The organism is Bradyrhizobium symbiodeficiens, from assembly GCF_002266465.3.
In the GTDB taxonomy this organism is placed as follows: domain Bacteria; phylum Pseudomonadota; class Alphaproteobacteria; order Rhizobiales; family Xanthobacteraceae; genus Bradyrhizobium; species Bradyrhizobium symbiodeficiens.
Genome location: NZ_CP029427.2, coordinates 6,197,881 through 6,223,974, shown reverse-complemented (window position 1 = coordinate 6,223,974; position 26,094 = coordinate 6,197,881). Strand labels below are relative to the sequence as shown.

The 26,094-nt window shown below is 64.9% G+C and carries 22 protein-coding genes and 1 other RNA gene; 11 read left to right on the top strand and 12 right to left on the bottom strand.

Going from position 1 to position 26,094, the window contains the following annotated elements; all coding sequences use genetic code 11:
• Positions 1-8 precede the first annotated feature (8 nt).
• The 6 genes from CIT39_RS29325 to tkt all read right to left on the bottom strand — a co-directional run bounded on the left by CIT39_RS29325 (position 9) and on the right by tkt (position 7,565).
• Positions 9-698 (bottom strand): thiamine phosphate synthase, encoded by a 690-nt coding sequence (locus CIT39_RS29325; protein WP_094976787.1) that lies wholly within the window; start codon positions 696-698, stop codon positions 9-11.
• Between the two features lie 3 nt (positions 699-701).
• Positions 702-1,727, bottom strand: a complete 1,026-nt coding sequence (locus CIT39_RS29320) for a class I fructose-bisphosphate aldolase (RefSeq protein WP_094976788.1) — start codon at positions 1,725-1,727, stop codon at positions 702-704.
• 240 nt (positions 1,728-1,967) lie between these two features.
• Entirely contained in the window at positions 1,968-3,035 is a 1,068-nt protein-coding gene (gene fba, locus CIT39_RS29315; protein WP_094976789.1) for a class II fructose-bisphosphate aldolase, read from the bottom strand.
• A 39-nt stretch (positions 3,036-3,074) separates the two neighbouring features.
• Complete coding sequence (locus tag CIT39_RS29310) at positions 3,075-4,271, bottom strand: phosphoglycerate kinase (RefSeq protein WP_094976790.1); 1,197 nt, start codon at positions 4,269-4,271, stop codon at positions 3,075-3,077.
• Positions 4,272-4,420: 149 nt separating this feature from the next.
• Positions 4,421-5,428 (bottom strand): type I glyceraldehyde-3-phosphate dehydrogenase, encoded by a 1,008-nt coding sequence (gene gap / locus CIT39_RS29305; RefSeq protein WP_094976791.1) that lies wholly within the window; start codon positions 5,426-5,428, stop codon positions 4,421-4,423.
• 151 nt (positions 5,429-5,579) lie between these two features.
• Positions 5,580-7,565, bottom strand: coding sequence for a transketolase (gene tkt / locus CIT39_RS29300; protein ID WP_094976792.1), 1,986 nt, complete (start codon positions 7,563-7,565; stop codon positions 5,580-5,582).
• Between the two features lie 372 nt (positions 7,566-7,937).
• Between tkt and CIT39_RS29295 the strand changes: the two genes are divergently transcribed.
• From CIT39_RS29295 to CIT39_RS29270, 6 genes are all read left to right on the top strand, one after another.
• On the top strand, positions 7,938-8,258 hold the full coding sequence (locus CIT39_RS29295) for a DUF4164 domain-containing protein (RefSeq protein WP_181955180.1): 321 nt from the start codon (positions 7,938-7,940) through the stop codon (positions 8,256-8,258).
• Positions 8,255-8,638, top strand: coding sequence for a cell division protein ZapA (locus tag CIT39_RS29290; protein ID WP_094976794.1), 384 nt, complete (start codon positions 8,255-8,257; stop codon positions 8,636-8,638). Before CIT39_RS29295 ends, CIT39_RS29290 begins: the two co-directional genes overlap by 4 nt.
• Before the next feature lie 246 nt (positions 8,639-8,884).
• Positions 8,885-9,046: non-coding RNA, 6S RNA (gene ssrS, locus CIT39_RS29285), on the top strand.
• A 119-nt stretch (positions 9,047-9,165) separates the two neighbouring features.
• Entirely contained in the window at positions 9,166-9,762 is a 597-nt protein-coding gene (locus CIT39_RS29280) for a 5-formyltetrahydrofolate cyclo-ligase (protein WP_162308745.1), read from the top strand.
• The gene (locus CIT39_RS29275) at positions 9,740-10,564 is read left to right on the top strand and encodes a TIGR00282 family metallophosphoesterase (protein ID WP_162308744.1); all 825 of its coding nucleotides are present in this window, start codon (positions 9,740-9,742) and stop codon (positions 10,562-10,564) included. The genes CIT39_RS29280 and CIT39_RS29275 overlap by 23 nt, the downstream gene beginning before the upstream one ends.
• 375 nt (positions 10,565-10,939) lie before the next feature.
• On the top strand, positions 10,940-11,776 hold the full coding sequence (locus CIT39_RS29270) for a tetratricopeptide repeat protein (protein WP_094976796.1): 837 nt from the start codon (positions 10,940-10,942) through the stop codon (positions 11,774-11,776).
• Positions 11,777-12,559: 783 nt separating this feature from the next.
• Here the strand turns inward: CIT39_RS29270 and CIT39_RS29265 are convergent.
• The 6 genes from CIT39_RS29265 to CIT39_RS29240 form a co-directional block, all read right to left on the bottom strand.
• Complete coding sequence (locus tag CIT39_RS29265; protein WP_094976797.1) at positions 12,560-13,696, bottom strand: DSD1 family PLP-dependent enzyme; 1,137 nt, start codon at positions 13,694-13,696, stop codon at positions 12,560-12,562.
• A gap of 190 nt (positions 13,697-13,886) precedes the next feature.
• The gene (locus tag CIT39_RS29260; RefSeq protein WP_094976798.1) at positions 13,887-15,230 is read right to left on the bottom strand and encodes a c-type cytochrome; all 1,344 of its coding nucleotides are present in this window, start codon (positions 15,228-15,230) and stop codon (positions 13,887-13,889) included.
• Positions 15,227-17,395 (bottom strand): xanthine dehydrogenase family protein molybdopterin-binding subunit, encoded by a 2,169-nt coding sequence (locus CIT39_RS29255; RefSeq protein ID WP_334273046.1) that lies wholly within the window; start codon positions 17,393-17,395, stop codon positions 15,227-15,229. Before CIT39_RS29255 ends, CIT39_RS29260 begins: the two co-directional genes overlap by 4 nt.
• Positions 17,396-17,403: 8 nt before the next feature.
• Complete coding sequence (locus tag CIT39_RS29250; RefSeq protein WP_181955122.1) at positions 17,404-17,868, bottom strand: (2Fe-2S)-binding protein; 465 nt, start codon at positions 17,866-17,868, stop codon at positions 17,404-17,406.
• Between the two features lie 445 nt (positions 17,869-18,313).
• A complete protein-coding gene (locus CIT39_RS29245; RefSeq protein WP_094976801.1) occupies positions 18,314-19,738 on the bottom strand; it encodes a methyl-accepting chemotaxis protein in 1,425 nt (474 codons plus the stop codon).
• A gap of 178 nt (positions 19,739-19,916) precedes the next feature.
• Positions 19,917-21,665 carry a methyl-accepting chemotaxis protein gene (locus CIT39_RS29240; RefSeq protein ID WP_162308742.1) on the bottom strand — a complete coding sequence of 583 codons (1,749 nt, stop codon included), beginning with the start codon at positions 21,663-21,665 and terminating at the stop codon, positions 19,917-19,919.
• Positions 21,666-21,868: 203 nt separating this feature from the next.
• Between CIT39_RS29240 and CIT39_RS29235 the strand changes: the two genes are divergently transcribed.
• From CIT39_RS29235 to CIT39_RS29215, 5 genes are all read left to right on the top strand, one after another.
• On the top strand, positions 21,869-22,615 hold the full coding sequence (locus CIT39_RS29235) for a YebC/PmpR family DNA-binding transcriptional regulator (RefSeq protein ID WP_094976803.1): 747 nt from the start codon (positions 21,869-21,871) through the stop codon (positions 22,613-22,615).
• 72 nt (positions 22,616-22,687) lie between these two features.
• On the top strand, positions 22,688-23,215 hold the full coding sequence (ruvC, locus tag CIT39_RS29230; RefSeq protein ID WP_094976804.1) for a crossover junction endodeoxyribonuclease RuvC: 528 nt from the start codon (positions 22,688-22,690) through the stop codon (positions 23,213-23,215).
• The gene (gene ruvA / locus CIT39_RS29225; RefSeq protein ID WP_094976805.1) at positions 23,212-23,829 is read left to right on the top strand and encodes a Holliday junction branch migration protein RuvA; all 618 of its coding nucleotides are present in this window, start codon (positions 23,212-23,214) and stop codon (positions 23,827-23,829) included. Before ruvC ends, ruvA begins: the two co-directional genes overlap by 4 nt.
• A 125-nt stretch (positions 23,830-23,954) precedes the next feature.
• Positions 23,955-25,013: a Holliday junction branch migration DNA helicase RuvB gene (gene ruvB / locus CIT39_RS29220; RefSeq protein ID WP_094976806.1), complete on the top strand. Its 1,059-nt coding sequence runs from the start codon at positions 23,955-23,957 to the stop codon at positions 25,011-25,013.
• Between the two features lie 129 nt (positions 25,014-25,142).
• Entirely contained in the window at positions 25,143-26,063 is a 921-nt protein-coding gene (locus CIT39_RS29215; protein ID WP_094976807.1) for a metallophosphoesterase, read from the top strand.
• Positions 26,064-26,094: the final 31 nt, after the last annotated feature.

Sequence of the window (26,094 nt, the reverse complement as noted above, 5' to 3'; positions counted from 1 at the left end):
TCGGGGCGCTAGCCGTGCTCGCTGCCTGCAGGATTTTGGTCGGCCGTCGCCGTCGCATGGGCCTGCTTGATCGCGGCGTCCGCTTCGATCAGCGCGGCCTTGGGCCCGCGCGGATCGGCCCAGACGAAGTCGCCGACCAGCACGAAATCGGCGCCGCTGGCGGCGAAGTCGCGGGCTTCCTGCAGCGACATGGCAAAGCCGACGCAGGGCGGCTCGAACAGCTCGGCCCACCAGTCGATACGTTCTGCGATCGCCTGCGCCTGGGGACGCTGGCCCTTCGCATCGGGCTCGCCGAACAGCAGATAATCCGCGCCCAGCTCGCCCGCATCCATGGAATGGTGCCGCGTCGTCAGCCCGCCGACGCCGGCGATGCGATCGGGCTTGAGCGACGGCAGCGCCTCTTTCAGCGCGGCGATGCCGGGCAGGTGCGCACCGTCGGCGCCGCCGCGTGCCACCAGCTCGGCATGGCCCTCGACCAGCAGCGCGGCGCCCGCCTTCTGCACCGGCGGCGCGAGCGCCTTGATGCGCGAGATCATGGTGCGCTGGTCGGTCTCCTTCAGCCGCAACAGCACGGCCGCGACATCGGCGGCGGCGAGCAGGCCCGGCAGCTCGGCCAGGAGCGCAGCGGGATCATCGACGACAGGCGTCGCGAGATAGAGGCGCGGCGCCGGGCGCGGCGGAGGCGGTTTGTTCGACAAGATCTAGGCTGCCTTCTGTTCCAGGCTACTTTGCCATTCGCCTCTGGAGGCGAGGCCGTTCATGCGTGCGCGATGGCTGAAGGCGGTTTGGCCGGCCGCGACGTTCTCGGCCTTGCCGGCCCAGGCCTTCTGCGGCGCGGCCTGCAGCGCGCGGCCGTAGGAGAAGGTCAGGCCCCAGGGCAGCGGGCCGAGCTTGTGCATGGCGTTGAGATGCGCGGTCGCTTCCTCATCCGACTGGCCGCCGGAGAGGAAGGCGATGCCCGGCACCGCTGCGGGCACGCAAGCCTTCAGCAGCCGGATCGTCTTCTCCGCGACTTCCTCGACGGAGGCCTGCCTCACGCACTTCTTGCCTGAGATCGCCATGTTGGGCTTGAGAACCATGCCTTCGAGCGCGACGCGCTGCACGCGCAATTCCTGGAACGTCTTGTTGAGCACGCGTTGCGTGACCTCATAGCAGCGGTCGATGTCGTGGTCGCCGTCCATCAGCACTTCCGGCTCCACGATCGGCACGATCTGCGCGGCCTGGCACAGCGCGGCGTAGCGGGCCAGCGCATGGGCATTGACGCTGATCGCGGTCATCGAGGGAATCCCGCTGCCGATATCGATCACCGCGCGCCATTTGGCGAAGCGCGCACCGCGCTCATAGTACTTCTTCAACCGCTCGGCCAGCCTGTCGAGCCCGACGGTGACGAGTTCGCCCGGACACATCGGCAAGGCTTGCGTGCCCTCGTCGACCTTGATGCCGGGAATGGCGCCGCTCTGTTCGATCAGCCTGACCAGCGGCGTGCCGTCCTTGGCATCCTGCCAGATCGTCTCGTCATAGAGGATCACGCCGGAAATATACTGGCTCATGGCCTCCTTGGAGCGGAACAGCATCTCGCGATAGTCGCGGCGATTTGATTCCGTCGATTCCACGCCGATCGCGTCAAAACGCTTCTTGATGGTGCCGGAGGATTCGTCGGCGGCGAGGATACCCTTGCCCGATGCGACCATGGCGGTCGCGACCTTATTGAGCTCAGTCAGATTCATAGAGAGGTCCTCCCAAAACGACTCTGCCCTTGCCTGTGAAGTTAGACCGTTCTCGGGCAATTGCCGAGTTAACGTTGGTCGCAGGGGAGGGACCGCAGACTTCCGCAGCGTCATGGCCGGGCTTGTCCCGGCCATCCACGCCTAGCCCCGGGGCCCAAGAACGTGGATGCCCGGGACAAGCCCGGGCATGACGACTTCTCGTGAACGCAACTGTGAAGGCGTTAACACAGTGGACGTGTCTTACGCGACCTTCGGATCCAGCTCGCCCTTGGCGTAGCGCTTGGCCATTTCGGCGGTGGTCAGGACCCGCTTGATCTTGGAGGCCTGGCCGGCGGTGTTGAACTCCTGGAGCCGCTGCTTGCACAGCTTGGTCATGGCTTCCATCGCCGGCTTGAGATATTTGCGCGGATCGAACTCTTCCGGATTGTCCTTGAGGATTTTCCGGATCTGGCCGGTCATGGCCATGCGGTTGTCGGTGTCGATGTTGATCTTGCGCACGCCGTTCTTGATGCCGCGCTGGATCTCGGCGACCGGCACGCCCCAGGTCGGCTTCATCTTGCCGCCATTGGCATTGATGATTTCCTGCAAATCCTGCGGCACCGAGGAGGAGCCGTGCATCACCAGATGCATGTTCGGCAGCTTGCGGTGGATTTCCTCGATCACGTTCATGGCGAGAATGTCGCCGTCCGGCTTGCGGGTGAACTTGTAGGCACCGTGCGAGGTCCCCATCGCGATCGCGAGCGCGTCGACCCTGGTCTCCTGCACGAACTTCACGGCTTCGTCCGGATTGGTCAGGAGCTGGTCGTGGCTGAGCTTGCCTTCGGCGCCATGGCCGTCTTCCTTGTCGCCCATGCCTGTTTCGAGCGAGCCGAGCACGCCGAGCTCGCCCTCGACCGAGATGCCGCCGAGATGGGCCATGTCGGTCACGGTCTTGGTGACGCCGACATTGTAGGCCCAGTCGCCGGGGGTCTTGCCGTCGGCCTTCAGGGAGCCGTCCATCATGACCGAGGTGAAGCCGGCCTGAATCGCGGTCATGCAGGTCGCGGCCTCGTTGCCGTGGTCGAGATGCACGCAGACCGGGATGTGCGGATAGATTTCGGTGACCGCGTCCATCATGTGCTTGAGCATGATGTCGTTGGCGTAGGAACGCGCGCCGCGCGAGGCCTGGATGATGACGGGCGCGTCGACCTGGTTGGCCGCGTCCATGATCGCCAGCGCCTGCTCCATATTGTTGATGTTGAAGGCCGGTACGCCGTAATCGTTCTCCGCCGCGTGGTCGAGCAATTGACGTAACGTGATCCGAGCCATCTGTCTTGTTCTCCCGTTGGGGCCTGCTAGGCCGCTTGCTTACTTGATGCGCAGAACTTCAACGCCGGGCAGGGGCTTGCCTTCCATCCATTCAAGAAATGCGCCACCGGCGGTCGAAACATAGGTGAAGTCACCGGCCACATGGGCCTGGTTGAGGGCTGCAACGGTGTCGCCGCCGCCTGCGATCGAGATCAGTTTCTTCGCCTTGGTGCGCCCGGCGGCGTGCCTGGCGGCCGCCATCGTGCCGCGGTCGAACGGCTGCATCTCGAAGGCGCCGAGCGGGCCGTTCCAGACCAGGGTTGCCGCATCGTCGATCGCGGCATGGACGCGGGCGATCGATTGCGGGCCGACGTCGAGGATCATGCCGTCGGCCGGGATGGCGTCGAGGCCATACGCATGCGAGGGCGCGTTGGCGGCGAAGTGATAGGCGACGGTGGCATCCACGGGGAGGATGATCGCGCAGTTGGCGGCTTCCGCCTTCTCCATGATGCGCAGCGCGGTCGGGGCCAGATCCTTCTCGGCCAGCGACTTGCCGATTCCGATGCCCTGGGCGTGCAGGAAGGTGTTGGCCATGCCGCCGCCGATCACCAGTGCATCGACCTTGGTCACGAGGTTTTCGAGCAGGTCGATCTTGGTCGAGACCTTGGCGCCGCCGATGATCGCGATCACGGGCTTGGTCGGCGAGCCCAGCGCCTTCTCCAGCGCGTCGAGCTCGGCCTGCATGGTGCGGCCGGCATAGGCCGGCAGCTTGTGGCCGAGGCCTTCGGTCGTGGCGTGGGCGCGGTGCGCCGCCGAGAACGCGTCATTGACCCAGATGTCGCCGAGCTTTGCCAGTTCCGCGACGAAGGCCGGATCGTTCTTCTCTTCCTCTTTGTGGAAGCGGGTGTTCTCCAGGCACAGGATGTCGCCGTCCTTCAGCGCCGCCACGGCCTTGGCCGCGGCTTCGCCGATGCAGTCGTCCGCGAAGGCGACCGGCTTCTTCACCACTTTCGCCAGCGCCTCGGCGACAGGCTTGAGCGAGTCCTTGGCATCGCGGCCCTTCGGCCGGCCGAAATGCGCGAGCAGGATGACCTTGCCGCCCTTGTCCGAGATTTCGGTGATGGTCGGCGCGACGCGCTCGAGCCGGGTCGTGTCGCCGACGCGGCCATTGTCCATGGGCACGTTGAGATCGACGCGCAGCAGCACGCGCTTGCCCTTCAATTCGACGTCGTCGAGGGTGCGGAATTTGTTGGTCATCGGATGGCCCTTGTCCCGGGCGCACCACGGCGCGCAGTGCCGCTGTGCAGAACCGGGACCCATGTTGCAGCGAGTCCGGCGGTCAAATGGGTCCCGGATCTGCGACGCAGCGTTTCACGCTGCATCGCGTCCGGGACACGAGAGCGAAGTTAGATCACCTTCGCGATCGCAGCGGCGGTGTCCGCCATGCGGTTCGAGAAGCCCCACTCGTTGTCGTACCAGGACATCACGCGCACCAGCGTGCCGTTCTGCACCTTGGTCTGGTCCTCGTGGAAGGTCGAGGAGTGCGGGTCGTGGTTGAAGTCGATCGAGACGTTCGGCGCGCTGGTGTAGCCGAGGATGCCCTTGAGCTGCTGCTCGCTGGCGCGCTTCATCGCCGCGTTGATTTCCTTGACGTCGGTAGCGCGCTTGGCGACGATCTTGAGGTCGACCACCGAGACGTTCGGGGTCGGCACGCGGATGGCGACGCCGTCGAGCTTGCCCTTGAGCTCCGGCAGCACGAGGCCGATCGCCTTCGCCGCGCCGGTCGAGGTCGGGATCATCGACATCGCAGCCGCACGGCCACGGTAGAGATCCTTGTGCATCGTATCGAGCGTCGGCTGGTCGCCGGTATAGGCGTGGATCGTGGTCATGAAGCCGGTCTCGATGCCGACCAGATCGTTCAGCACCTTGGCCACCGGCGCCAGGCAGTTGGTGGTGCAGGAGCCGTTGGAGATGACCAGGTGCTCCTTGGTCAGCGTGTCGTGGTTGACACCGTAGACGATGGTGGCGTCGGCGCCGTCGGCGGGCGCAGAGACCAGCACGCGCTTGGCGCCGGCGGTCAGATGCGCGGACGCCTTGTCCTTCGAGGTGAAGATGCCGGTGCATTCCATCGCGATGTCGATGCCGAGATCCTTCCAGGGCAGCTTCGATGGATCGCGCTCGGCGGTCACCTTGATCTTGCCGCCGCCGAGATTGATCGTATCGCCGTCGACGGTGACGGTGCCGGGGAAGCGGCCATGGACGCTGTCGAAACGGAGCAGATGGGCGTTGGTCTCGACCGGGCCGAGGTCGTTGATGCCGACGACCTCGATGTCCTTGCGGCCGGACTCGGCAATAGCCCGCAGGATGTTGCGGCCGATGCGGCCAAAACCGTTAATTCCAACGCGGACTGCCATGTTTCGTCTCCTTCAATGACCGTTGTCATCCCGCACAACGCGCCAGTAACGCGCCTGCGAGGGTTTTTTTAGGGGCGGACGCCCGGTTCAGCCGGGCGGTGCTTGATCATATGAGGGATTACCTAGTCCTTTTTTCGGGCAAGCTCAACACTCAGGAAACGCGCTTCAGGACAGCGTTAACCGCGGCCTCGGCGGTAATACCGAAGTGCTGGAAGATCTTGTTGAGCGGAGCGCTGGCACCGAAAGAGTGCATGCCGACGAACTCGCCATCCTGGCCGATCACGGCGTCCCAGCCCCAGCGCACGGCGGCCTCGATCGCGACCTTGATCGGTGCGTTGCCGATGATCGCATCACGGCGTTCCTTTGGTTGCGCTAACAACAGCTCGAGCGACGGCACGGAGACGACCCGTGTCGGAATGCCGCGCTCGGCGAGCTGCTTCTGGGCGGCGACCGCCATCTCGACCTCGGAACCCGAGGCGAACAGCGTCGCCTTGGCTTCGCCCTGGGATGCCACGAGCTCGTAGGCGCCATGCTGGCAGGGATTATCGTTCGTCGCGGTGGTACGCAGCTGCGGCAGGTTCTGCCGCGTCAGCGCCAGCACGGTCGGGCCGTCGGTGCGGTTGAGCGCGAGCTCCCAGCACTCGGCGACCTCCATCGCATCGCAGGGACGAAACACGCGCATGTTCGGAATGGCGCGAAGTGCGGAAAGATGCTCGACCGGCTGATGGGTCGGGCCGTCTTCGCCAAGGCCGATGGAGTCGTGCGTCATCACGTAAACGACGCCGGTGCCCATCAGCGCTGCAAGGCGCATCGCCGGACGCGCATAGTCGGTGAACACCAGGAAGGTCGCCCCGTTCGGCGCGAAACCGCCATGCAGGAAGATGCCGTTCATCGCAGCCGCCATGCCGTGCTCGCGGATGCCGTAATGGATGAAGCGGCCCTTCGGTGTCTTGGCGGAGAAAGCTGTCGCCGACTTCGCCTTGTTGTTGTTGGAGCCGGTGAGGTCGGCCGAGCCCGCGAGGAATTCCATCGGCATGGCGCCGGCGATGACCTCGATCACGGCTTCGGAGGATTTGCGGGTGGCCGCATTCATCGGCTTTTCGAGCAGCTCCTTCTTATAGGCCTTGAACGCCTTGGCGAGCGCAGCCGGACGCTCGTGGCGCAGGCGGCGCTCGAACTCGGCGCGCTTGCGGCTGCCGAGCTCACCGAGCCTTGCTTCCCATTCCTGACGCGCAGACGCGCCGCGGCTGCCGGCCGCGCGCCAGGCCTTCAGCACATCGTCGGGCACCGAGAACGGCTCGAGCGAAATGCCGAGATTTTCCTTGGCGGCCTTGAGCTCGTCGGCCCCGAGCGCCTCGCCGTGCACCTTCGAGGTGCCTTGCTTGTGCGGCGCGCCGAAGCCGATGGTGGTGCGGCAGGCGATCAGCGTCGGCTTGCTGGATTTCTGGGCGCGGGTGATGGCAGCGGCAATTGCCGCCTGGTCGTGGCCGTCGATCTTCTCGGCGGCCCAGCCGGCGGATTTGAAGCGCTTCACCTGGTCGACGGAATCGGAGATCGAGGTCGGACCGTCGATCGAGATGCCGTTGTCGTCATAGAGCACGATCAGCTTGTTGAGCTTCCAGTGCCCGGCCATGGCGATCGCTTCCTGCGAGATGCCCTCCATCAGGTCGCCGTCCGAGGCCAGCACGTAGGTGTGATGGTCGACGATCTTCTTGCCGAACTCGGCGGCGAGCATCTTCTCGGCGAGCGCCATGCCGACCGCGGTCGAGATGCCCTGGCCGAGCGGACCGGTGGTGGTCTCGATGCCCTTGGTGTGGCCGTGTTCGGGATGGCCCGGGGTCAGCGACCCGATCTGACGAAAGTTCTTGAGCTGGTCGATCGTCATCTCGGGGCTGCCGAGGAGATGGAGCAGCGAATAGAGCAGCATCGAGCCGTGGCCGGCCGAGAGCACGAAGCGGTCGCGGTCCGGCCATTCGGTCGCAGCGATATCGAATTTCAGGAACTGCGTGAACAGCACCGTGGCGATGTCGGCGGCGCCCATCGGCAGGCCGGGGTGGCCCGATTTTGCCTTCTCGACAGCGTCCATCGAAAGGCCGCGGATCGCGTTGGCCATGCGGTTGTGGTCGACCTGCGTCATGTCTGAAATCCGTCTGAAATGAGGCGCTTGGCGGCGACGTGCGCCCGCGCGGGAGGAGCCTGGCGGCCTGAAGGTCGGGGCTGGGATAGCACCTCGGTTCCGGGAGTCCAAGGCAGTCAAACGCCGATTTGGCCGTAAAAGTTGCCTCGGCCCGGAGCGGTTTTGCGGCGCGATCGGATCGAGGAAGATCCCATGGATTGCGGTGATCTTGTCCCGATTGATCGGTGCATAGTTTTGCGGCGGCGTTGCGCTAGGCTAGCTTGCCACGTAAATTTCTGCTTCTAACCGCTTGCCGAACCGAGTCTTTTGCCGGACGGCACGCCCCAAGGAAAAGGCCACTGGGCAAGGGCCACAGGTTCCACCGCTGATGAGATGAACGATCGCGTGTCCAACAGTTCTGCCATGACGGAGTCCTCCGCGGTCGAGATCGAGATCGCGACCCGCAGGCTGATGGCGGCGCTCGACGCGCTCGAAAGCGCGGTTGAGCGACGGCGCGACGCCGATCGCGACGAGAACGAACTCGCGGCACGAATCCAGGCGCTTGGCGCGGACCGCTCGCGGCTTGCCGACGAGCTCGACGGCGCGCTGGTGAAGGCGCGCAAGCTCGAGCGAAGCAACCGCGAGATTTCCGATCGGCTGGATTCCGCGATCGTCACGATACGCTCGGTGCTCGATACCGGGGAGGATGGATGAGCCACATCAACGTCACCATCAATGGCCGGCAATACCGCATGGCCTGCGAGGAGGGCCAGGAGGTGCGGCTGCTCAAGCTCGCCGAGAGCCTGGAGACCCGCATCCAGTCGCTGCGCGGAAAATTCGGCGAGATCGGCGATGCGCGCCTCACGGTGATGGCGGCGCTGACCGTCTGCGACGAGCTGGTCGATTCCGGCAACCGTCTCCGCACCATGGAGCATGAGCTGACCGAGCTCAGGGACTTCCGCAACGCCGCCGTCGAGCGCGCCAGGATGACGCAGACCGCCGTGGTGAACGCGCTGAACGCGGCAGCCGAACGCATCGAGAAGTCGACCCAGGTCCTGAACCGCACCGTGGGCAACGGGATCGCTATCGGCTGACGGGCTGAAGCTCGATGGTGGCCACGCGGCCAGTGCGCTCCCTCCCCCGCTTGCGGGGGAGGGTTGGGGAGAGGGTGTCTCCACGATCGAGGACCCCCAAGAGGAGAGAGCCCTCACCCGCGCCTTCGGCGCGACCTCTCCCGCAAGCGGGAGAGGTCGAGCGAGCCAGCGGCGCGAGCAACTAACCCAAATACCATCCCGCCCGCCGGGCTGGCGATTCGTCAGTATCGTTGTTACATTGCCCCTGCGAGGCTGCGACGCGCGTCAGGAGCCATAATATCCCCGGGGCCTTATCGATCCTTTAGGGAACTGTCCCTGGCCGGGCCCGTGGGCCCGGACATATGGTGCCCACCTACTTTCGTAGGGAACTCCGGGATCGAGTGCTTCAACGGCGTTCGCGGCTTCGTACTAATTCTTTCTTGAATTGCGTTCTTCGAATTGCGTCCACGACAAACCGGCGGTCCAGTTCACTCTCAGTGTCATGTCCGTCCGTTCTTGCGGGCGATGACGGCGGGGCGAAAACGCGCATGACCAACACCAAAGCCGAGCTCCGTGCCAAAGCCCTCGCCGCGCGTGACGCCCTGAGCGAGAAGAAGCGCGCCACCGCCGCCGCCAAGCTCGCCAAGCGCGGGCTGCCGTTCGATCTGCTGCCCGGCAGCATCGTCTCCGGCTATTCGCCGATCCGCAGCGAGATCGATCCGATGCCGCTCTTGAAGAAGCTCGCGGAGCAGGGTGCAAAGCTGGCGCTGCCTTGTGTCACTGCGCGCGGTCAGTCGCTGATCTTCCGCATCTTCCATCCGAACGACCGCCTGATGATGGGGCCGCTCGGCATTCCCGAGCCGTCGCCGGCAGCGGCTGAAGTCATCCCCGACATCATGCTGACGCCGCTCGCGGCCTTCGATCGTCTCGGCCATCGCATCGGCTATGGTGCGGGGCATTACGATTTCACCTTCGCGCATCTGCGCAAGACCAAGACTATCGTCGGCATCGGGCTCGCTTTTGCGGCGCAGGAGATCAAGGCGGTTCCGGCACTAGCCCACGACGTCGCACTGGATTATGTGCTAACGGAATCGGACGTATTCGATTTCCGGAGTTCTGAAGTTGCGCATTCTGTTCGTGGGTGACGTCGTCGGCCGTTCGGGACGCACGGCGATCGCCGACTATCTGCCCGACCTGATCAAGGACTGGTCGCTCGATTTCGTCGTCGTCAACGGCGAGAATTCCGCCGGCGGCTTCGGCATCACGGAAGCGATCTATCAGGAGTTTCTCGATGCCGGTGCCGACGCGGTGACGCTCGGCAACCATTCCTGGGACCAGCGCGAGGCCCTGGTGTTCATCGAGCGCGCCGAGCGCCTGGTGCGTCCCGCGAACTATCCGCGCGGCACGCCCGGCCGCGGTGCCGCCCTGGTCGAGACCAAGAACGGCAAGCATGCCCTCGTCGTCAACGCGTTGGGGCGTGTCTTCATGACCCCGTTCGACGATCCCTTTGCCGCCCTGGAGCGTGAGCTCGGCGCCTGTCCGCTCGGCGTTGCCGCCGACGCCATCGTCGTCGACTTCCATTGCGAGGCGAGCAGCGAGAAGCAGGGCATCGGCTTCTTCTGCGACGGCCGCGCCAGCCTCGTCGTCGGCACGCACACGCATGTCCCGACCGCCGACCACCAGATCCTCACGGGCGGCACCGCCTACATGACCGACGCCGGCATGACCGGCGATTACGATTCCATCATCGGCATGCAGAAGGAAGAGCCGCTGCGCAGGTTCACGTCGGGGATTCCGTCGGGCCGGTTCGAGCCGGCGGCCGGTGCGGCGACGCTCAGTGGTGTTGCGGTGGAGACCGATGATGCGACAGGACTCGCACTGAAGATCGCGCCGGTGCGCATGGGCGGACGACTGGAGCCGGCGACGCCGAAATTCTGGTTGAGCTGAAAGGCGAAGCCACTCACCCGGTGTCGTCCCCCGACGGACCACATCAGCTTTGCCCTCAGCAGCGGACATCGGCGGGCAACTCGAGGGGCGTCGGGTTAGCTCAGTTCCGTCATTCCGTGGGTCGGAAGCTGCAACAAACTTAACAACGCCTGGCTCTTGCCGATCTTACTCACGCCGGTCGGCTTTCCCGCATCGATCGTCATTCTCGCGATCAGATGGATTGCCCGCTCAAGCGACCAGAAGCCGATTTATCGATCGTAGTGTGGCAACTTCCGCTTCGGATCAGAAGCGTCTCTCAGCGCGCATCGCCGCGAAGGTCAGCTACGGGCGGATAGGCGACCTGCTTGCAAAGGCACGGATCCGGGCTAATGCGCAATGGCGTTCGATTGTGTCCGCAAGAGGCCGTCGGCGGTGAACCTTTCGCGGGAGACCCGCTACAAACAAGCTGCCATCGTCGCGACGGCGGCGCGCGCCGCGCCTATCTCGCGACGCCAATTGAGGTTTCTCATGCCGATCGTCCGGATCTTCCTGGTCTTTTTCGCTCTCGCTTCGCCGCTGTCGATGGCGGGATCCGCTGTTGCGGGGCCGCTCGAGGACGCGCAGGCGGCGCATAGCAGACGCGACTACGCAACCGCGCTACGGCTCTGGCGTCCGCTGGCCGATCAAGGCAATGCTGAAGCGCAGTACGCACTTGGGTTCATGTACGACGGCGGCCAAGGTGTGCCGAAAAACTACGCTAGGGCTGCAAAGTGGTGGCGCCTCGCAGCCGATCAAGGCCATACCTTCGCTCAGTACAACCTGGGGACATTGTACGACAACGGCAATGGGGTGCCTCAGAACAAAGCTGAAGCATTGAAATTGTATCACCTTGCCGCCGAGCGCGGTAACGATGGTGCGCAGTTCAACGTCGGGGTCCTGCATTTCGCGGGCGTGGCCGTATCCGAGAACCGGATCGAGGCTGCGAAGTGGTTTCGCCGCGCTGCAGACCAAGGTCATATTGGAGCGCAGGTATATCTTGCCCTCTGTTATGCTACGGGACTAGGCGTGCCGCAGGACAGTATTCAAGCATACATGTGGCTCAGTTTGGCGGCTGCGCGAAGTGACCAAGATGCGATCAGCAATCGAAATCGCATCGCGCAGCAGATGACCCCGACACAGATCGCCGAAGCGCAGAAGCTGGCGGTTGAGTGGAAGTCGAAACCGGAACGGTAGATTCCCGTGCATCGCGGAAGCGATGTCTGTTGTGGGTCCACAAGCAGACCAAGGCTGACGCGGTCTCGATGTCCGATCTGGTGCAAAGGACAGACTTTGGTGAGCGTTGGTCGCCGCGCGTTGCTGTCGCCCTGGGCGGCCTTACCTCCATACACATTCCCAGCCCGTTAAAGTCAGGCGCTCAGTATCCCTGAAGCAATTTGGCTTCGTGAACGCTATGAATACCAAAACTACTACGATGCAAATCAAAATGGCCCAGCCGATCCGCTTCAAGCGAAGAACCTCTGAAATCGGCCCAATTTTGCTCCCTGGATGTCCTAACTAGGACAGTAACAGAATACGAAAGTCACCAGATCGACACGCTGTCAACGATGGCAATGCCTCCTAACGAAGGAAGAGCCATTCGTGTCTCGCGTGGACCGCGGATATCGAGGCACACCACCTGACTCCCTAGCCATCGCGAGCCTCGTGGTCTGGCGCAAACCGAAGCAGACATTGGCATTCAGCGCGGCCAAGGTCAGCTACGGGGTCATTTGTGGACGTTCCCAGTCGGGTCAGACCACGTCTGCTCATCCCTCGGAAACGGGCAGTCCCGAATGATAAGTGCACGCCTTGCTGCGCAATTGCCAACCAGGGGCCGTGCCCCATAACCGCAAGGGCCAATTGTTTCGCGAAGCTGGTCGCCCCACGTCTTCGCCAAACGCTTGCTGCCGCGTATGGGTCCCGGATCTGCGCTTCGCTTGTCCGGGACGACAGCGGAGATTGACGCGCAATGCGTCAATCTCAGGTGATCGCGCCGCGCGCCGCGATCGGCCAAAGCGCCTCCACGCGGGCATCCGGCGTGTTGAAGCCGCGCACGCCGACATACCAGTCGTAGAGATTGACGGTCGGGTCGCAATGACCGGGGATCAGCGTCACCCTGTCGCCGATCGCCAGCCGCGACGCAGCACTGTCGAAATCGAGCAGGCCATGCTCGTCGGAGGGCCTGTGATAGCGCAGGTCGGGACGGCCCAGCACGGCCGGAAATCCGCTGTCGTTCGACAGCGCCTTGTGGCCGGCATCGATGACCGCGCGTTCGCCGGAGGCGGTGCTCATCACGGTCGCGATCACGAACAGCGCATGCTCGAACGGGCTAGAGTTGCGCGTCCCGTCGGCGACGTTCTTCGCGTAGTCGGCGTCCATGAAAATATAGGAACCCGCCTGCAATTCATTCCAGATGCCGCTCGCGCCTTCGAGCTCGAACGTCCCGGTGCCCGCGCCTCCAATCGTCCGGCATTGAAAGCCCGCGTCCTTGAGGACGCGCAGCGTCTCGGTGGTCGCTTTCGCGGCACTGGCGATGGCCGCGCGCCGCTCCTCCGGCGTGCGCAAATGCTGGGCGGCGCCGTGATAGGCCTGCAAGCCGCCGAACGACAGGAAGCGCGACCCCGCCACCTGCCGCGCCAGGCCGGCCGCCGCCGGGCCCGGCCTGACGCCGCAGCGACCGGCGCCGACATCGATCTCGACCAGCACTTCGATGTGCGAGCCGGCGCGCTCCGCGGCGAGCGCCAGTTGTTCGACCACGATGGAATCGTCGACGCAAACGCTGATGCGCGCATGGCGCGCGAGCGACGCGAGCCGTTCCAGCTTCCGCGGGCCCACCACCTCGTTGCTGACGAGCACGTCGCTCACGCCGCCTGCCACCAGGATCTCGGCCTCGCCGACCTTCTGGCAACACATGCCGACCGCGCCGCGCGCGATTTGCTTGGCCGCGATGATCGGCGACTTGTGGGTCTTGGCATGCGGTCGCAACCGAACGCCGAGCTTGCCGACCGCTACTGCCATCGTGTCGATGTTGCGCTCGAAGGCGTCGAGGTCGATGATCAGCGCCGGCGTATCGATCTCGGACAACGGCGCGCCGATTTGGGCGGGTGGAAGGGACATCGAAAGCCAGTCGATTGTGTTCGGGTCCGCGCCCCGAATGTGCGGCAGCCTTTCTATGGCAACAACGGTCGCCGCACCAGTGGCGGCGCCTTCGATGCTCGGGGCAGGCGGCGGGGGTGAGCCGCCTGCCTCCGCTTCGCGCCACCTTCTCCCGCAAGGGAGAAGGTGCAGCGTCAGTCGCGGCGGAGACCTATTCCGCCGTCTGCTTCCTCAGCTCCGCGACATCCTTCGCCGTCAGCTTCGAGCCCTTGGTCCCAAACCTTCCCGTGACGTAGTTCGCCACCGCCGCGATCTCGTCATCGCTATACGCATTGCCGAACGCCGGCATCGACAGCGCGCCGTCCGGCGTATGGCGCCTCGTGCCCGAGATCACGATCTGCGCGACATTGGTGGCGGCGGGGTCGTTGACGGCCCAGGTCCCGGTCAGCGTCGCCATCGGCGACACCGGGCTTTCGCCGCTCCAGCCATGGCAGCTGGCGCAGGCGCCGGCAAACAGCATCTTGCCGCGGGCGTCCGCGGTGATGCCTTCCCTGTGCGATGCGGGTGCGACAGGCGCGGTGGTGGCAGGCAGGTCGGGCGAAGGCTGCGACGGCACGCTGCGCAGATAAGCAACGATAGAGCGAATATCCTCCGGCGCGAACTGGCTGAAGCTGTGGTCGACCGCCTCACCCATCGGACCCGAGGCCGAGCCGTGGCCAGGCGCATGGCCGAGAGACAGGTACGAGATCAGGTCCGCATCGCTCCAATTGCCGAGACCTGTCGCCTTGTCGGAGGAGATGTTGAAGGCGCGCCAGCCCGCCGTGATCGCGCCGGCGAATTTCCTGCGGTTGTCCAGCGCGAAGCCGAGATTGCGCGGGGTGTGGCATTCGCCGCAATGCGCCAGCGCTTCGACAAGATACGCGCCTCTGTTCCACTCCGGGCTCTTCGAGGTGTCGGGTGCAAAGCGCGTGTCCGGATTGAACACGGCCGACCAGACGATCATCGCCCAGCGCTGGTTGAACGGGAACGACAGCGTATTCTCCGGCGCCTTCGCGCGCACCGGCGGCAGGTTGAACAGATACGCCTTCACCGCCAGCACGTCTTCGTCGGTCATGAACGTGTAGGACGTGTACGGCATCGCCGGATAGAGCCGGGCGCCGTCACGGCGCTTGCCGTGCTGGACCGCGTTCAGAAAATCCTGGTCGCTGTAATTGCCGATGCCGGTGTCCTGGTCCGGCGTGATGTTGGTCGAATAGAGCGTGCCGAACGGCAGCTTGAAGCCGAGCCCGCCGGAATAGTCCTTCTCGCCCGGCTTGGTGTGGCAGACCATGCAGTCGGCGGCCTTTGCAAGGTATTCGCCGCGTTCGATCAGGCTGGCCTTCTCGAGCTTGGCCGGCACGCCGCTCGGCTTGCCCGCGCGGTAATCGGCTAGCGGCACCTTGGTGCCGCCGGCAAAGTCGAGCGGGCCGGGCCCGCGGATGATCCAGACGCCGAGCGCCACTGCGACGATGGCGATCACGACCAGGCTTGTGAGGATACGCATCTTGCCGCTCATGCCTTCTTCCCCGCAGCCAGCAGTTTCCGGTCGATCGGTAGGCGCCGAAGCGCCACGCCGGTCGCAGCGTAGATCGCATTGCGCAGCGCCGGCGGTCCCGCCGTCGTGCCGGTCTCGCCAATTCCGCCGGGCGCCTCGCCGCTCTTGACGACGTGAACCTCGATCTTCGGCGTCTGGTTGATCCGCAACATCCGGTAGTCGTTGAAGTTGGACTGCTGGACGCGCCCCTTCTCGATGGTGATCTCGCCGTAGAGCGCTGCGGTCAGGCCAAAGATCAATCCGCCCTCGACCTGAGCCACGATCGTGTCAGGGTTGACGGCGATGCCGGTATCCACCACCGAGGTCGCACGGCGCAGGTTGATCTCGCCTTGCTCGTCGACCTCCGCTTCCACGACGGTGGCGATGAAACTCCCGAACGACGGCTGCAGGCACACGCCGCGTCCGACGCGCGCCGGCAAGGGTTGACCCCAATTGGCCTTCTCTGCCGCGAGATTGAGGACGGACAGGAAGCGCGGCTGATTGGCCAGCATGCCACGGCGAAACTCGACCGGGTCCTTGCCCGCCTTGCGCGCCAGTTCGTCGATGAAGCATTCGACCGCAAACACGTTGTTGTTGGGCCCGACCCCGCGCCAGAACCCCGTTGGGATCGCCGGCGGTTCGGCTCGCACATATTCGACGTGGACGTTCGGGATCTCGTAGGGCACGTCGGTGGCGCTGTCGATCGCGTCGATGTCGATGCCGTTCTGGAAGGCCGGCGGCAGCCAGCGCGCGATGATCGCAGCGCCGGCGATCTTGTATTTCCAGCTTGCGATCTTGCCGCCCGACAAGGTCGCTGCGATCGTGTCGCGATACACCGGGCGATAGATATCGTGCTGAATGTCTTCCTCGCGGGTCCACACCACCTTGACCGGGCCGTCGACCTCCTTGGCGATGCGAACGGCTGCGACCACCATGTCGGGCTCGAGCTTGCGGCCGAAGCCGCCACCGAGCAGGTGCTGGTTGACGGTCACTTTCTCGACCGGGAGCCCGGCGGCCTTGGCCGCCTCCGATTGCACGCGCGCCATGATCTGCGTTCCGGTCCAGATTTCGCAGGAATCCGGCTTCCAATGAACCGTGGCGTTCAACGGCTCCATCGTTGCGTGGGCGAGAAACGGCAGCTCGAACGAAGCTTCGAATTTTTCGCCGCTCGCGAGTCCCTTGACGATGTCGCCGGTTGATCTGGCGACCACGCCGTCCTTGGCGCTGGCGGTGCGTAGATCGTCCCATATCGCTTTCGAGTTGATCTTCGCGTTCGGTCCCTCGTTCCACGCGATCTCGAGCGCGTCGAGACCCTTCTTCGCCGCCCACATGTGATCCCCGACGACGGCAACGAGATCGTCGAGCACGACGATCTGCCGCACGCCCGGAATCTTCTTGGCGGCACGGTCATCGACCTTGCCGACCTTGCCCCCGAAAACCGGGCACTGCGCCAACGTCGCGAACTTCATGTTTGGCACGATGGCATCGATGCCGTAGACGGCCTTGCCGTTGACCTTCTCGGGGGTGTCGAGTCGCTTGAACGGCTGGCCGATGTAGACGAAATCCTTGGGGTCCTTGAGCGGGACGTCCTTGGGCGGCGTCTGGCCGCTTGCGGCAGCCGCAAGCGCGCCATAGGCGAGCATGCGCCCGCTCGCCTTGTGGGTCACCTCGCCCTTGGATGTCGTGCAACTGGCGGGATCGACGCCCCATTGCGCAGCCGCGGCCTGCACCAGCATTGCGCGCGCGCTGGCGCCGGCTTCGCGCAGCGGCTTCCAGAACGCCCGGACCGATGTCGAGCCTCCGGTCGCCTGAATGATGAAAATCGGATTGCCGTACAGCTTTTCGTTGGCTGGAGCGTGCAGCAGCTGGACCTTCGACCAGTCGGCGTCGAGCTCCTCGGCCAGGATCATCGAGACCGCGGTGTAGATTCCCTGTCCCATCTCGACTTGCGGCATCACCAGCGTCGTCAGACCTTCAGGGTCGATGCGGATGAAGGCGTTGGGCGCGAACTTGCCGTCGGTCGTGTCAGGCGGCTGCACCGGTTCGTTGACGGCGGCGCGCAGCGGCAGGTGGAACGCGAGCAGGAAGCCGGTAGCAAGACCGCCGGTCAGAAGCGTGCGGCGGGAGACGCTGTTGTGCGCATTCATGGCAGACCTCACGACTGACGGCCGTTGGCGGCCTGCTTGATGGCCTGGCGGATGCGCACATAGGTGCCGCAGCGGCAGATGTTGCCGGCCATGGCGGCGTCGATGTCGGAGTCGTCGGGGTTCGGTGTTGCCGCCAGCAGCGCCGCGGCCGACATGATCTGGCCGGACTGGCAGTAGCCGCACTGGATCACTTCGGCATCGAGCCAGGCCTTCTGCACCTTCGCACCAACAGGCGTGGTGCCGACATGCTCGATGGTGGTGATGGCGCGGTTCACGACGGCGCTGACCGGCAGCACGCAGGAGCGCACCGCCTTGCCGTCGACATGCACCGTGCAGGCGCCGCATTGCGCGATGCCGCAGCCGAATTTGGTGCCGGTCATGCCGAGGATGTCGCGCAGCACCCACAGCAGCGGCATTTCCGGTGGCGCGTCCAACGATTTCGTTTCGCCGTTGATGTTGAGAGTTGTTGCCATGTGCATCCCCTTGCTCGCTCGATCGCTTGCGGCGATCTAGTCAGCGAATTCGCGCGCGACAATAATCACACCGATACGAAACGATGAAGCGTCGCAATCTCCGGCAATGCATATTTGCGCTGCCGGCGCGTCAGCCCATGATGTTCACGAATTTGTGCGGCGCTCGCTGCACGCGTTTTGGGCTCATTGATATGATAATCGTCATGTTTTGATGCTTTTTCGTCGCGCGCGTTGTCGATCGCCGGAGATTGTCGTGCGGATGCGCAAAATCATGCGATGACGAAAGTCGTGCGATTGGGAAAGCCGGGTGGCGGCGGCCGTTTTGCCCGACGCGTCAAACGCGTCCTGCACCTGCCGGCGCAAGCCATTGATTCGGCTAGCCCCGGCTACTGTGCATGGGGTTGTTTTTCGATTTTTTTGATTCAGGACCCGCCGCGCGCGCCCGTCAGCCCTGCCGGAAACCCATCCGGAAGGAGCCCCAGTGCTTGCCGCGGATCATGATCGGCGAGGACAGGTCCTTCATCAGCACGAACTGGCCGCCGCCCATGTCGCGGCGGTAGGTCTGGAGCAGGAACGGCTTCGTGCTGCCTGCGACCTTCTTCACCGTGCGGTCGTTGAACAGGCGGCGGTTGCGGCAATTGGCGTTATTCCACACGGGGTCCTTGCCCTGCGGCAGGCGGTAGTTGGGATTATGGGTCGGCAAATATCCGCTCCGCGCCCAGGCGACGCAATAGACGATGCGCGGATCGGATTTCTGAAGCGGATCCTGGATCGCGGGCAGCACGCGGTCGGTGAAGTCGACGTAGTTGGTGAGATACTGCTTGGGATCGGTGCCGGGAATTTCGCGGTAGGTCTCGTCCATGAGCTGGGCGAGCGTGATGTCGCCGCGATCGATCGCGGCTTCGAACTCGGCCGAGATCCGCTTGGCGGTATCGACCACGATGCGGATCAGCGGTGTGTCAGACGTTTCGACGCCGCTGTCGGCGATCAGTGCGATCAGGCCCTCGGATGTGTCGAGCAGCTTCGCCACCCGCTCGTCGGCGTTCTTGAGATCGCGCGAGGAGAGGTCGACGCCCTTGGCGAGTTCGTCCAGCTCGCTGATCACGGTGTCGCAGTGTCCGAGATTGGAGGTCGCCGCGCGCGTGACGCTGCCGATCTGCGCCTCCACGGAGGCGAACCCTTGCTGGACCCGCGAGATGATGCCGGAGATCTGCTGGGCGCCTTCCCCGGCGGTCTTCGCGCGCTGCGAGGCGTCGCTGCTCTCGCCGATCAGGCCTTCGATCTGGCCGTCGAGATCGCGCACGGTGTCGGAGATCTGGTGCGTGGCCTGGCGGGTGGCTTCCGCGAGGTTCTTCACCTCGCTTGCGACCACCGCGAAGCCGCGGCCGGCATTGCCGGCGCGGGCGGCTTCGATGGTTGCGTTCAGCGCGAGCAGATTGGTCTGCTTCGCGATCGCCTCGATCGAGCCGGAGACTTTCGCGACCTGGGCCAGCGCCGAGCCGACGGCGCTGAGGCGCGCTTCGATCCGCTCGACCGCTGCGACGAGCTCGGAGATGTGGCTGACCGCGGCGTCGACGGCGCCGCGCGATTGCGCGATCTCGCCGACCGCCGCCGACGTGGTGGTTTGCACGGCCTGCGATGCATTGGCGATATCGTGGTTGGCCGAGACCATCGTCTCGGCGGTCTCCTGGAGATGGTGGAACCGTTCCGACTGGTTTGCGACGCGGTTGGCGACTTCCTGGACGTTGCCGGCGATATCGGCGAGTTCCACGCCGAGGCCGCCGATGCGGTCGGCGAGCTGATCAATCAGCCGCTCGGCGAGCGTGCGGTTGGAGCCGGTGTCCATGACTGCAAGTTGTACGACAGACATGTTCGATGAGTCCTCCAGTCAGAGCCGTAAACCCGGCTCACGGCGGCATTCCCATTCCAATCCGCTTAAAAGGATGATTCGCGGCCGGCGTCTTGCCTGAGCGTGCACTCAGGCGTATTTCGCGCCTTATTTCGCTATTCCGTTCGAGAAGATGCGGCACATATTTTCGGACCAGGCTCTAGAGCTTGTAAGCCGTGCGGAATCCACCCCAGTGCCGGCCCTGCACGCGGATCGGGACGTCGATCTCGCGCATCATCACCGTATTCCCATTGCCCATGTCGCGCGCATAGCTCTGCACCAGATACGAGCGCAGGTTGCGTGCGGCCGCCAACCCCGCCGGATCGTTGAAGATCCTCCGGTTGCGGCTGTTGGCCGTGTTCCAGGCGGCGTCGCCCGGCCGCTGCGGATGCGAATAGATCCTGTTATGCACCGGCAGGAAGCCGTTGCGGTCGACCATAGCGCAGAACGCCATGCGCTGGTCCTTGGCCAGAAAGGCTTCCTGGAACGGTGGCAGGGCGCGGTCGGCCCAGTCGAGATATTTCGTGCGGTATTGCTGCGGATCGGTTCCGGCGATTTCGGCATAGTCGGTGTCGAAGAGGTCGTCGATTTTGACTTCGCCGCGCGCAACCGCTTGTTCAAATATCTTCGTCAGCGCGTTGCCCGCCTCCATGGCGCGGGTGACGAACTCGGTGTTCTCTTCGTGGATCGACCAGAGCCTGTCCTCGATCTTTTCGCGGAGCTCGGCATTGGGGCTGACGAATTGCGCACGGGCGCCGGCCTTGGATTGCTCGATCACGCGCAAGCGGCAGGCGCCGACGGCTTCGAGGGTGCCTTCGATGATCGCTTGCGGTCCAAGCCGGCCTGCTTCCGCGCCGCCGATCAGCACGCCGTCCATCGCAATTTCATAGACCGGCATCACGCCGCGCGCGGTTTCGAGCTTCAGATGGCACGGCAGCCGCTCGGTCTTGCGGCGGTCGTCGTGCTCGCTCTGGCCGAGCAGCACCGCGCAACGCGATTTCAGCTTCTGTGCGAAGGTGGTCACGGCCTTGCCGGCGCTGGCGACGTTCTCGCCGTGGCTCTCGGCTGCCTTGGTCGCGGCGTCGATCTCGGCAGCGCTCTCGCCGACCGAGACGATGAACTCCGAGGCGCTGGCGGCGTTGCCGGAAACTTCGCTGGTGGTGGCGTTCTGTTCGGCGACCGCGCCGTTGACGGTCTCGAACACCGGCCGGATCGCCTCGATCGCCTGCGAAATGCGGTGCACGGCCTCCGCGGAGCCGGCCGCGTCGCGCTGCAGCGCGTCGATCTTCTTTGTGATCTCTTCAGTGGCGCCTTGCGTCTGCACCGCGAGGGCCTTGACCTCGGTCGCGACGACCGCAAAGCCTCTGCCGGCTGCGCCGGCGCGCGCGGCCTCGATCGTCGAGTTGAGCGCGAGCAGCGTCGTCTGCCGCGCGATCTGCGCGATCAGATTGACGACGTTGCCGATGGCGGCGGAGGATTCGCGCAGGCGATCGACGTTGGCACGGGCTTCCTGCGCCGCAGCGCTGGCCTCGTCCGCGAGCTTGCCGGCCTCGCGAACCTGCGCGCCGATCCCCAGCGCGGACCGGGTGAACTTGTCGGCGGCTTGGGCGAAGGTGGAGGCGGTCGATTGCGCGGCGTTGGTCCGGCCGGTCAGGGCATCGGTGCGATCGCGGATGGCGGCAAGCGTCGTGGCCGTCGCCTCGGCGCCGCCCGCCACCGAATTGGCGGCGCGCTCGAGCTGGCGGATCATGGCGCCCAGCTCGAGTTCAAGCAGTTCCAGTATCTCCCGGGCCGAATCAGTTTCGACCGCGGGAACGGGCTCGGAATGGGCCGCCGGCTGCGGAGCCGCCGTGGCGGTCGCAGGCGCAGCCATGTCCGGCAGACGCTTCCGAAATAGTCCGAACGCCATCAGGTCTCTCTTGTCGGAGGACGAGCAAACGCTATTTTCGCAAGCCGGAATGAAATCAGGGTTAACGTTGCCTGACTTTTGGGCTGATGTGCTACGATACTACCTTAAAGTCGTAGAACCTCTTTCATTCCGGGCAGTTGGCGGCTTATAAGGCCGCGCTTTCCGCGATCACCTTTGGCTGACGATTCCCCGAGAGACCACGCATGGCCGGACATTCCCAATTCAAGAACATCATGCACCGCAAGGGGCGGCAGGATGCCCAGAAGTCGAAGCTGTTCGGCAAGCTGGCGCGGGAAATCACCGTCGCTGCCAAGCTCGGCACGCCCGACCCCAACATGAACCCGCGCCTGCGTGCGGCGATCATCGCGGCGCGTCAGGAGAACATGCCGAAGGACAATATCGAGCGCGCCGTCAAGAAAGCGCTCGGCAACGAGGGCGAGAACTATGACGAGATCCGCTACGAGGGCTATGGCCCCGGCGGCGTCGCCGTCATCGTCGAGGCGCTGACCGACAACCGCAATCGCGCCGCCTCCGACATCCGCTCCTTCTTCACCAAATCGGGCGGCAATCTCGGCGAAACCGGCTCGGTGTCCTTCATGTTCGACCGTACCGGCATCATCGAGTACGACCGCAGTGTCGCCTCCGACGACGCCATGCTCGATGCCGCGATCGAGGCCGGCGCCGACGACGTCGTCTCCGGCGAAGGCGGCCACGAGATCTACGCCTCGACCGAAGGCTATCGCGACGTCGCCAAGGCGCTGGAAGCCAAGTTCGGCGAGCCCCGCAAGGCCGCGCTGATCTGGAAGCCGCAGAACACTGTTACAGTCGACGACGAGACCGGCGAGAAGCTGCTTAAGCTGATGGATTTGCTCAACGAGCACGACGACGTCCAGCAAGTCTACGCCAATTTCGAGGTGTCGGACGCGCTGATGGCGAAGATGGGCGGGTAGGGGCTCGCTTTCCCCGGGGACTTTCGTTCTGTTTCTGTTTCGCTCCTCCCGGCCAGCCGCTATCACTGGCCCATGACTGCACTCCCGATTCGCGGCCCCGTTCGTATCATCGGCATCGACCCCGGCCTGCGCCGCACCGGCTGGGGCGTGATCGAGGCTGACGGCAATCGCCTGATCTACGTCGCCTGCGGCTCGGTGGAACCGCCGGACGATTTGCCGCTGGCAAGCCGGTTGCTCGCGATCCACGAGGGGCTCGCTTCCGTGCTCTCCAGCCACAAGCCGATGGAAGCCGCGGTCGAGCAGACCTTCGTCAACAAGGACGGCGTTGCGACGCTGAAGCTCGGCCAGGCCCGCGGCGTCGCCATGCTCGCGCCCGCGATGTTCGGCATCAGTGTCGCCGAGTATGCGCCGAACCAGGTCAAGAAGACCGTGGTCGGTGCCGGCCATGCCGACAAGCAGCAGATCGCGATGATGCTGAAGATTTTGCTGCCGAAGGCCGAGCCGCCGTCCGCCGACGCCGCCGACGCGCTCGCCATCGCCATCACCCACGCCCATCACCGCCAGAGCACCGCGCTGCGGCTGAAGGTGGTGGGGCTATGATCGGCAAGCTCAAGGGCCTGATCGATTCCTACGGCGAGGATTTCGTCATCCTCGACGTCGGCGGCGTCGGCTACCAGGTGCACTGCTCGACGCGCACGCTGCAGCATCTGCCGTCGCCCGGCGAGGCCGCCGTGCTGTCGATCGAGACCTATGTCCGCGAGGACCAGATCAAGCTGTTCGGCTTTCGCACCGACCAGGAGCGCGAATGGTTTCGCCTGCTCCAGACCGTGCAGGGCGTCGGCGCCAAGGTCGCACTCGCCGTGCTTGGGACGCTGGCACCCTCCGATCTTGCCAATGCCATTGCGCTTCGTGACAAGGCCGCGGTGGCGCGCACGCCGGGCGTCGGCCCCAAGGTCGCCGAGCGCATCGTCACCGAACTGAAGGACAAGGCGCCGGCTTTCGCCAATGTCGATCCCGCCGTCGTGCATCTCGCCGGCGCCGTCGACGACCAGCGCGCGCCGCGCCCCGTGGCGGATGCGATCTCAGCGCTGGTCAATCTCGGCTATGGCCAGCCGCAGGCGGCCGCAGCCATTGCATCCGCCGCGCGCAGTGCCGGCGAGAGCGCCGAGACCGCGCAGCTCATCCGGCTCGGCCTGAAGGAGCTTTCGAAGTGAGCGCGGCAATGATCGGTCTCGTAGGGTGGGCAAAGCGCAGCGTGCCCACGATCTTTCAATCGATCAGAGACTTCGTGGGCACGGCGCGAAGTGCGCCTTTGCCCACCCTACGAGGAGCTCGCTGAGTGAGCGATCCGAAAGCCTCTCGCATCGTCACGCCCGAGCGCCGTTCCGACGATGTCGGCGACACTGCGCTGCGCCCGCAATCGCTGTCCGATTTCGTCGGGCAGCAGCAGGCGCGCAAGAATCTCTCGATCTTCATCGAGGCGGCGCGCAAGCGCGGCGAGGCGCTGGATCACGTGCTGTTCGTTGGTCCGCCCGGCCTCGGCAAGACCACGCTGGCGCAGATCGTGGCCAAGGAGCTTGGCGTTGGCTTTCGCGCGACGTCAGGTCCCGTGATCGCCAAGGCCGGCGATCTCGCAGCCCTCCTCACTAATCTCGAAGAGCGCGACGTGCTCTTCATCGACGAGATCCATCGCCTCAGCCCTGCCGTGGAAGAGGTGCTCTATCCCGCGATGGAGGATTTTCAGCTCGACCTCATCATCGGCGAGGGCCCGGCGGCGCGCTCGGTCAAGATCGAGCTGTCGAAATTCACCCTCGTCGGCGCCACCACGCGCGCCGGCCTGCTCACCAATCCCTTGCGTGATCGTTTCGGCATTCCGGTGCGGCTGAACTTCTACACGATCGAGGAGCTCGAAAGCATCGTCACCCGCGGCGCGCGCGTGCTCAATGTCGGCATGAGCGCGGACGGTGCCAACGAGATCGCGCGGCGCGCCCGCGGCACGCCGCGTATCGCCGGCCGTCTGTTGAGGCGCGTGCGCGATTTCGCCTCGGCAGCCGATGCCGACAAGATCGATCGCAAGATTGCCGACCACGCATTGAGCGCGCTCGAGGTCGACGCCGCGGGTCTCGATGCTATGGACCGCCGCTACCTCACGACCATCGCGATGAACTATGGCGGCGGCCCGGTCGGCGTCGAGACCATGGCCGCAGCGTTGTCCGAGCCGCGCGATGCGATCGAGGACATCATCGAGCCTTATCTGATCCAGTGCGGCTATCTCCAGCGCACCCCGCGCGGCCGCCTGCTCACCTCGCACGCCTTCCGCCATCTCGGCATCGCCGAGCCTTCGCGCGATGCGGCGTCACAGTTCGGCCTGTTCGGCACGGACGAGAGCGACGACTGATCCGCGCAATTGCCGCGCGCTCCTTCTGTCATGAACTTCTGGTAATCTCGTGCAGATGGTCTGCACGAACGCACCCCAATTCCGCTCCAATCGGACCGCATCAACGAGGCGCATTGCGATCGGGTTCCCATGATCACGCGCCGTCATCTCATCCGTTCCATCGGCGGTCTGTCCGCCCTCGGCGTCTCGACGGCGGCCTACGGCGTCGGCATCGAGCCGGTGCTGCGGCTCCGCGTCACCCGCTATCATCCGACGCCGCGGCAATGGCCGGCGGATCTTCCGCTGAAGATCGCTGCCATCGCCGACATCCATGCCTGCGATCCCTGGATGTCGCTGGAGCGGATCGAGTCGATCGTCGACCGCACCAACGCGCTGAACGCCGATCTCATCGTGCTGCTCGGCGACTATGTCGCCGGCGTGCACCAGGTCACGCGCCTGATCCCGTCGCGCGAATGGGCGAGGGTGCTGGCCGGCCTGAAGGCGCCGCTCGGCGTTCATGCCGTGATGGGCAACCACGATTATTGGGACGACAGGACGGTGCAGCAGGCAGGGCACGGGCCGACCATCGCTCATCGTGCATTGGAAGCAGCCGGCATTCCCGTCTACGAAAATGACGTCGTGCGGCTGTCCAAGGACGGCCGCCCGTTCTGGCTCGCGGGCCTCGGCGACCAGCTCGCCTTCCTGCCGGCGCGCCGCTTTCGCAGCACGGGACGCTTCGGCGCCGACGATCTCAACGCCACGCTCGCCAAGGTCACGGACGACGCGCCGGTCATCCTGCTCGCGCACGAGCCCAACATCGCACCGCGCGTGCCGGCGCGCGTCGCACTGCAACTGTCCGGCCACACCCATGGCGGCCAGGTTCGCCTGCTCGGCTGGTCGCCGGCGGTTCCGAAACAGCACGGCCTGCGGCTCGCCTATGGTCACTTCAGGCTGAAATGCGACGTCATCGTCTCCGGCGGTCTCGGCTGCAGCATCATGCCCGTCCGCGTCGGTGTGCCCCCGGAGATCGTCGAGGTTACGCTTGGAAGGACGGGGCCGGCGGTGGCATAACCTGCGCTTGCGCGGCTGGCCATTTTTGCGC

What these genes read in the sequence shown, in the direction of transcription:
- CIT39_RS29235 (WP_094976803.1), top strand. Translation starts at nt 21,869, where the DNA reads ATGGCCGGACATTCCCAATTCAAGAACATCATGCACCGCAAGGGGCGG.
- gap (WP_094976791.1), bottom strand. Translation starts at nt 5,428, where the DNA reads ATGGCAGTCCGCGTTGGAATTAACGGTTTTGGCCGCATCGGCCGCAAC.
- ruvA (WP_094976805.1), top strand. Translation starts at nt 23,212, where the DNA reads ATGATCGGCAAGCTCAAGGGCCTGATCGATTCCTACGGCGAGGATTTC.
- CIT39_RS29270 (WP_094976796.1), top strand. Translation starts at nt 10,940, where the DNA reads ATGGCGTTCGATTGTGTCCGCAAGAGGCCGTCGGCGGTGAACCTTTCG.
- CIT39_RS29320 (WP_094976788.1), bottom strand. Translation starts at nt 1,727, where the DNA reads ATGAATCTGACTGAGCTCAATAAGGTCGCGACCGCCATGGTCGCATCG.
- fba (WP_094976789.1), bottom strand. Translation starts at nt 3,035, where the DNA reads ATGGCTCGGATCACGTTACGTCAATTGCTCGACCACGCGGCGGAGAAC.
- CIT39_RS29265 (WP_094976797.1), bottom strand. Translation starts at nt 13,696, where the DNA reads ATGTCCCTTCCACCCGCCCAAATCGGCGCGCCGTTGTCCGAGATCGAT.
- CIT39_RS29290 (WP_094976794.1), top strand. Translation starts at nt 8,255, where the DNA reads ATGAGCCACATCAACGTCACCATCAATGGCCGGCAATACCGCATGGCC.
- CIT39_RS29310 (WP_094976790.1), bottom strand. Translation starts at nt 4,271, where the DNA reads ATGACCAACAAATTCCGCACCCTCGACGACGTCGAATTGAAGGGCAAG.
- CIT39_RS29295 (WP_181955180.1), top strand. Translation starts at nt 7,938, where the DNA reads ATGAACGATCGCGTGTCCAACAGTTCTGCCATGACGGAGTCCTCCGCG.
- CIT39_RS29260 (WP_094976798.1), bottom strand. Translation starts at nt 15,230, where the DNA reads ATGAGCGGCAAGATGCGTATCCTCACAAGCCTGGTCGTGATCGCCATC.
- CIT39_RS29240 (WP_162308742.1), bottom strand. Translation starts at nt 21,665, where the DNA reads ATGGCGTTCGGACTATTTCGGAAGCGTCTGCCGGACATGGCTGCGCCT.
- tkt (WP_094976792.1), bottom strand. Translation starts at nt 7,565, where the DNA reads ATGACGCAGGTCGACCACAACCGCATGGCCAACGCGATCCGCGGCCTT.
- ruvC (WP_094976804.1), top strand. Translation starts at nt 22,688, where the DNA reads ATGACTGCACTCCCGATTCGCGGCCCCGTTCGTATCATCGGCATCGAC.
- CIT39_RS29280 (WP_162308745.1), top strand. Translation starts at nt 9,166, where the DNA reads ATGACCAACACCAAAGCCGAGCTCCGTGCCAAAGCCCTCGCCGCGCGT.
- CIT39_RS29245 (WP_094976801.1), bottom strand. Translation starts at nt 19,738, where the DNA reads ATGTCTGTCGTACAACTTGCAGTCATGGACACCGGCTCCAACCGCACG.
- CIT39_RS29255 (WP_334273046.1), bottom strand. Translation starts at nt 17,395, where the DNA reads ATGAATGCGCACAACAGCGTCTCCCGCCGCACGCTTCTGACCGGCGGT.
- CIT39_RS29215 (WP_094976807.1), top strand. Translation starts at nt 25,143, where the DNA reads ATGATCACGCGCCGTCATCTCATCCGTTCCATCGGCGGTCTGTCCGCC.
- CIT39_RS29250 (WP_181955122.1), bottom strand. Translation starts at nt 17,868, where the DNA reads ATGGCAACAACTCTCAACATCAACGGCGAAACGAAATCGTTGGACGCG.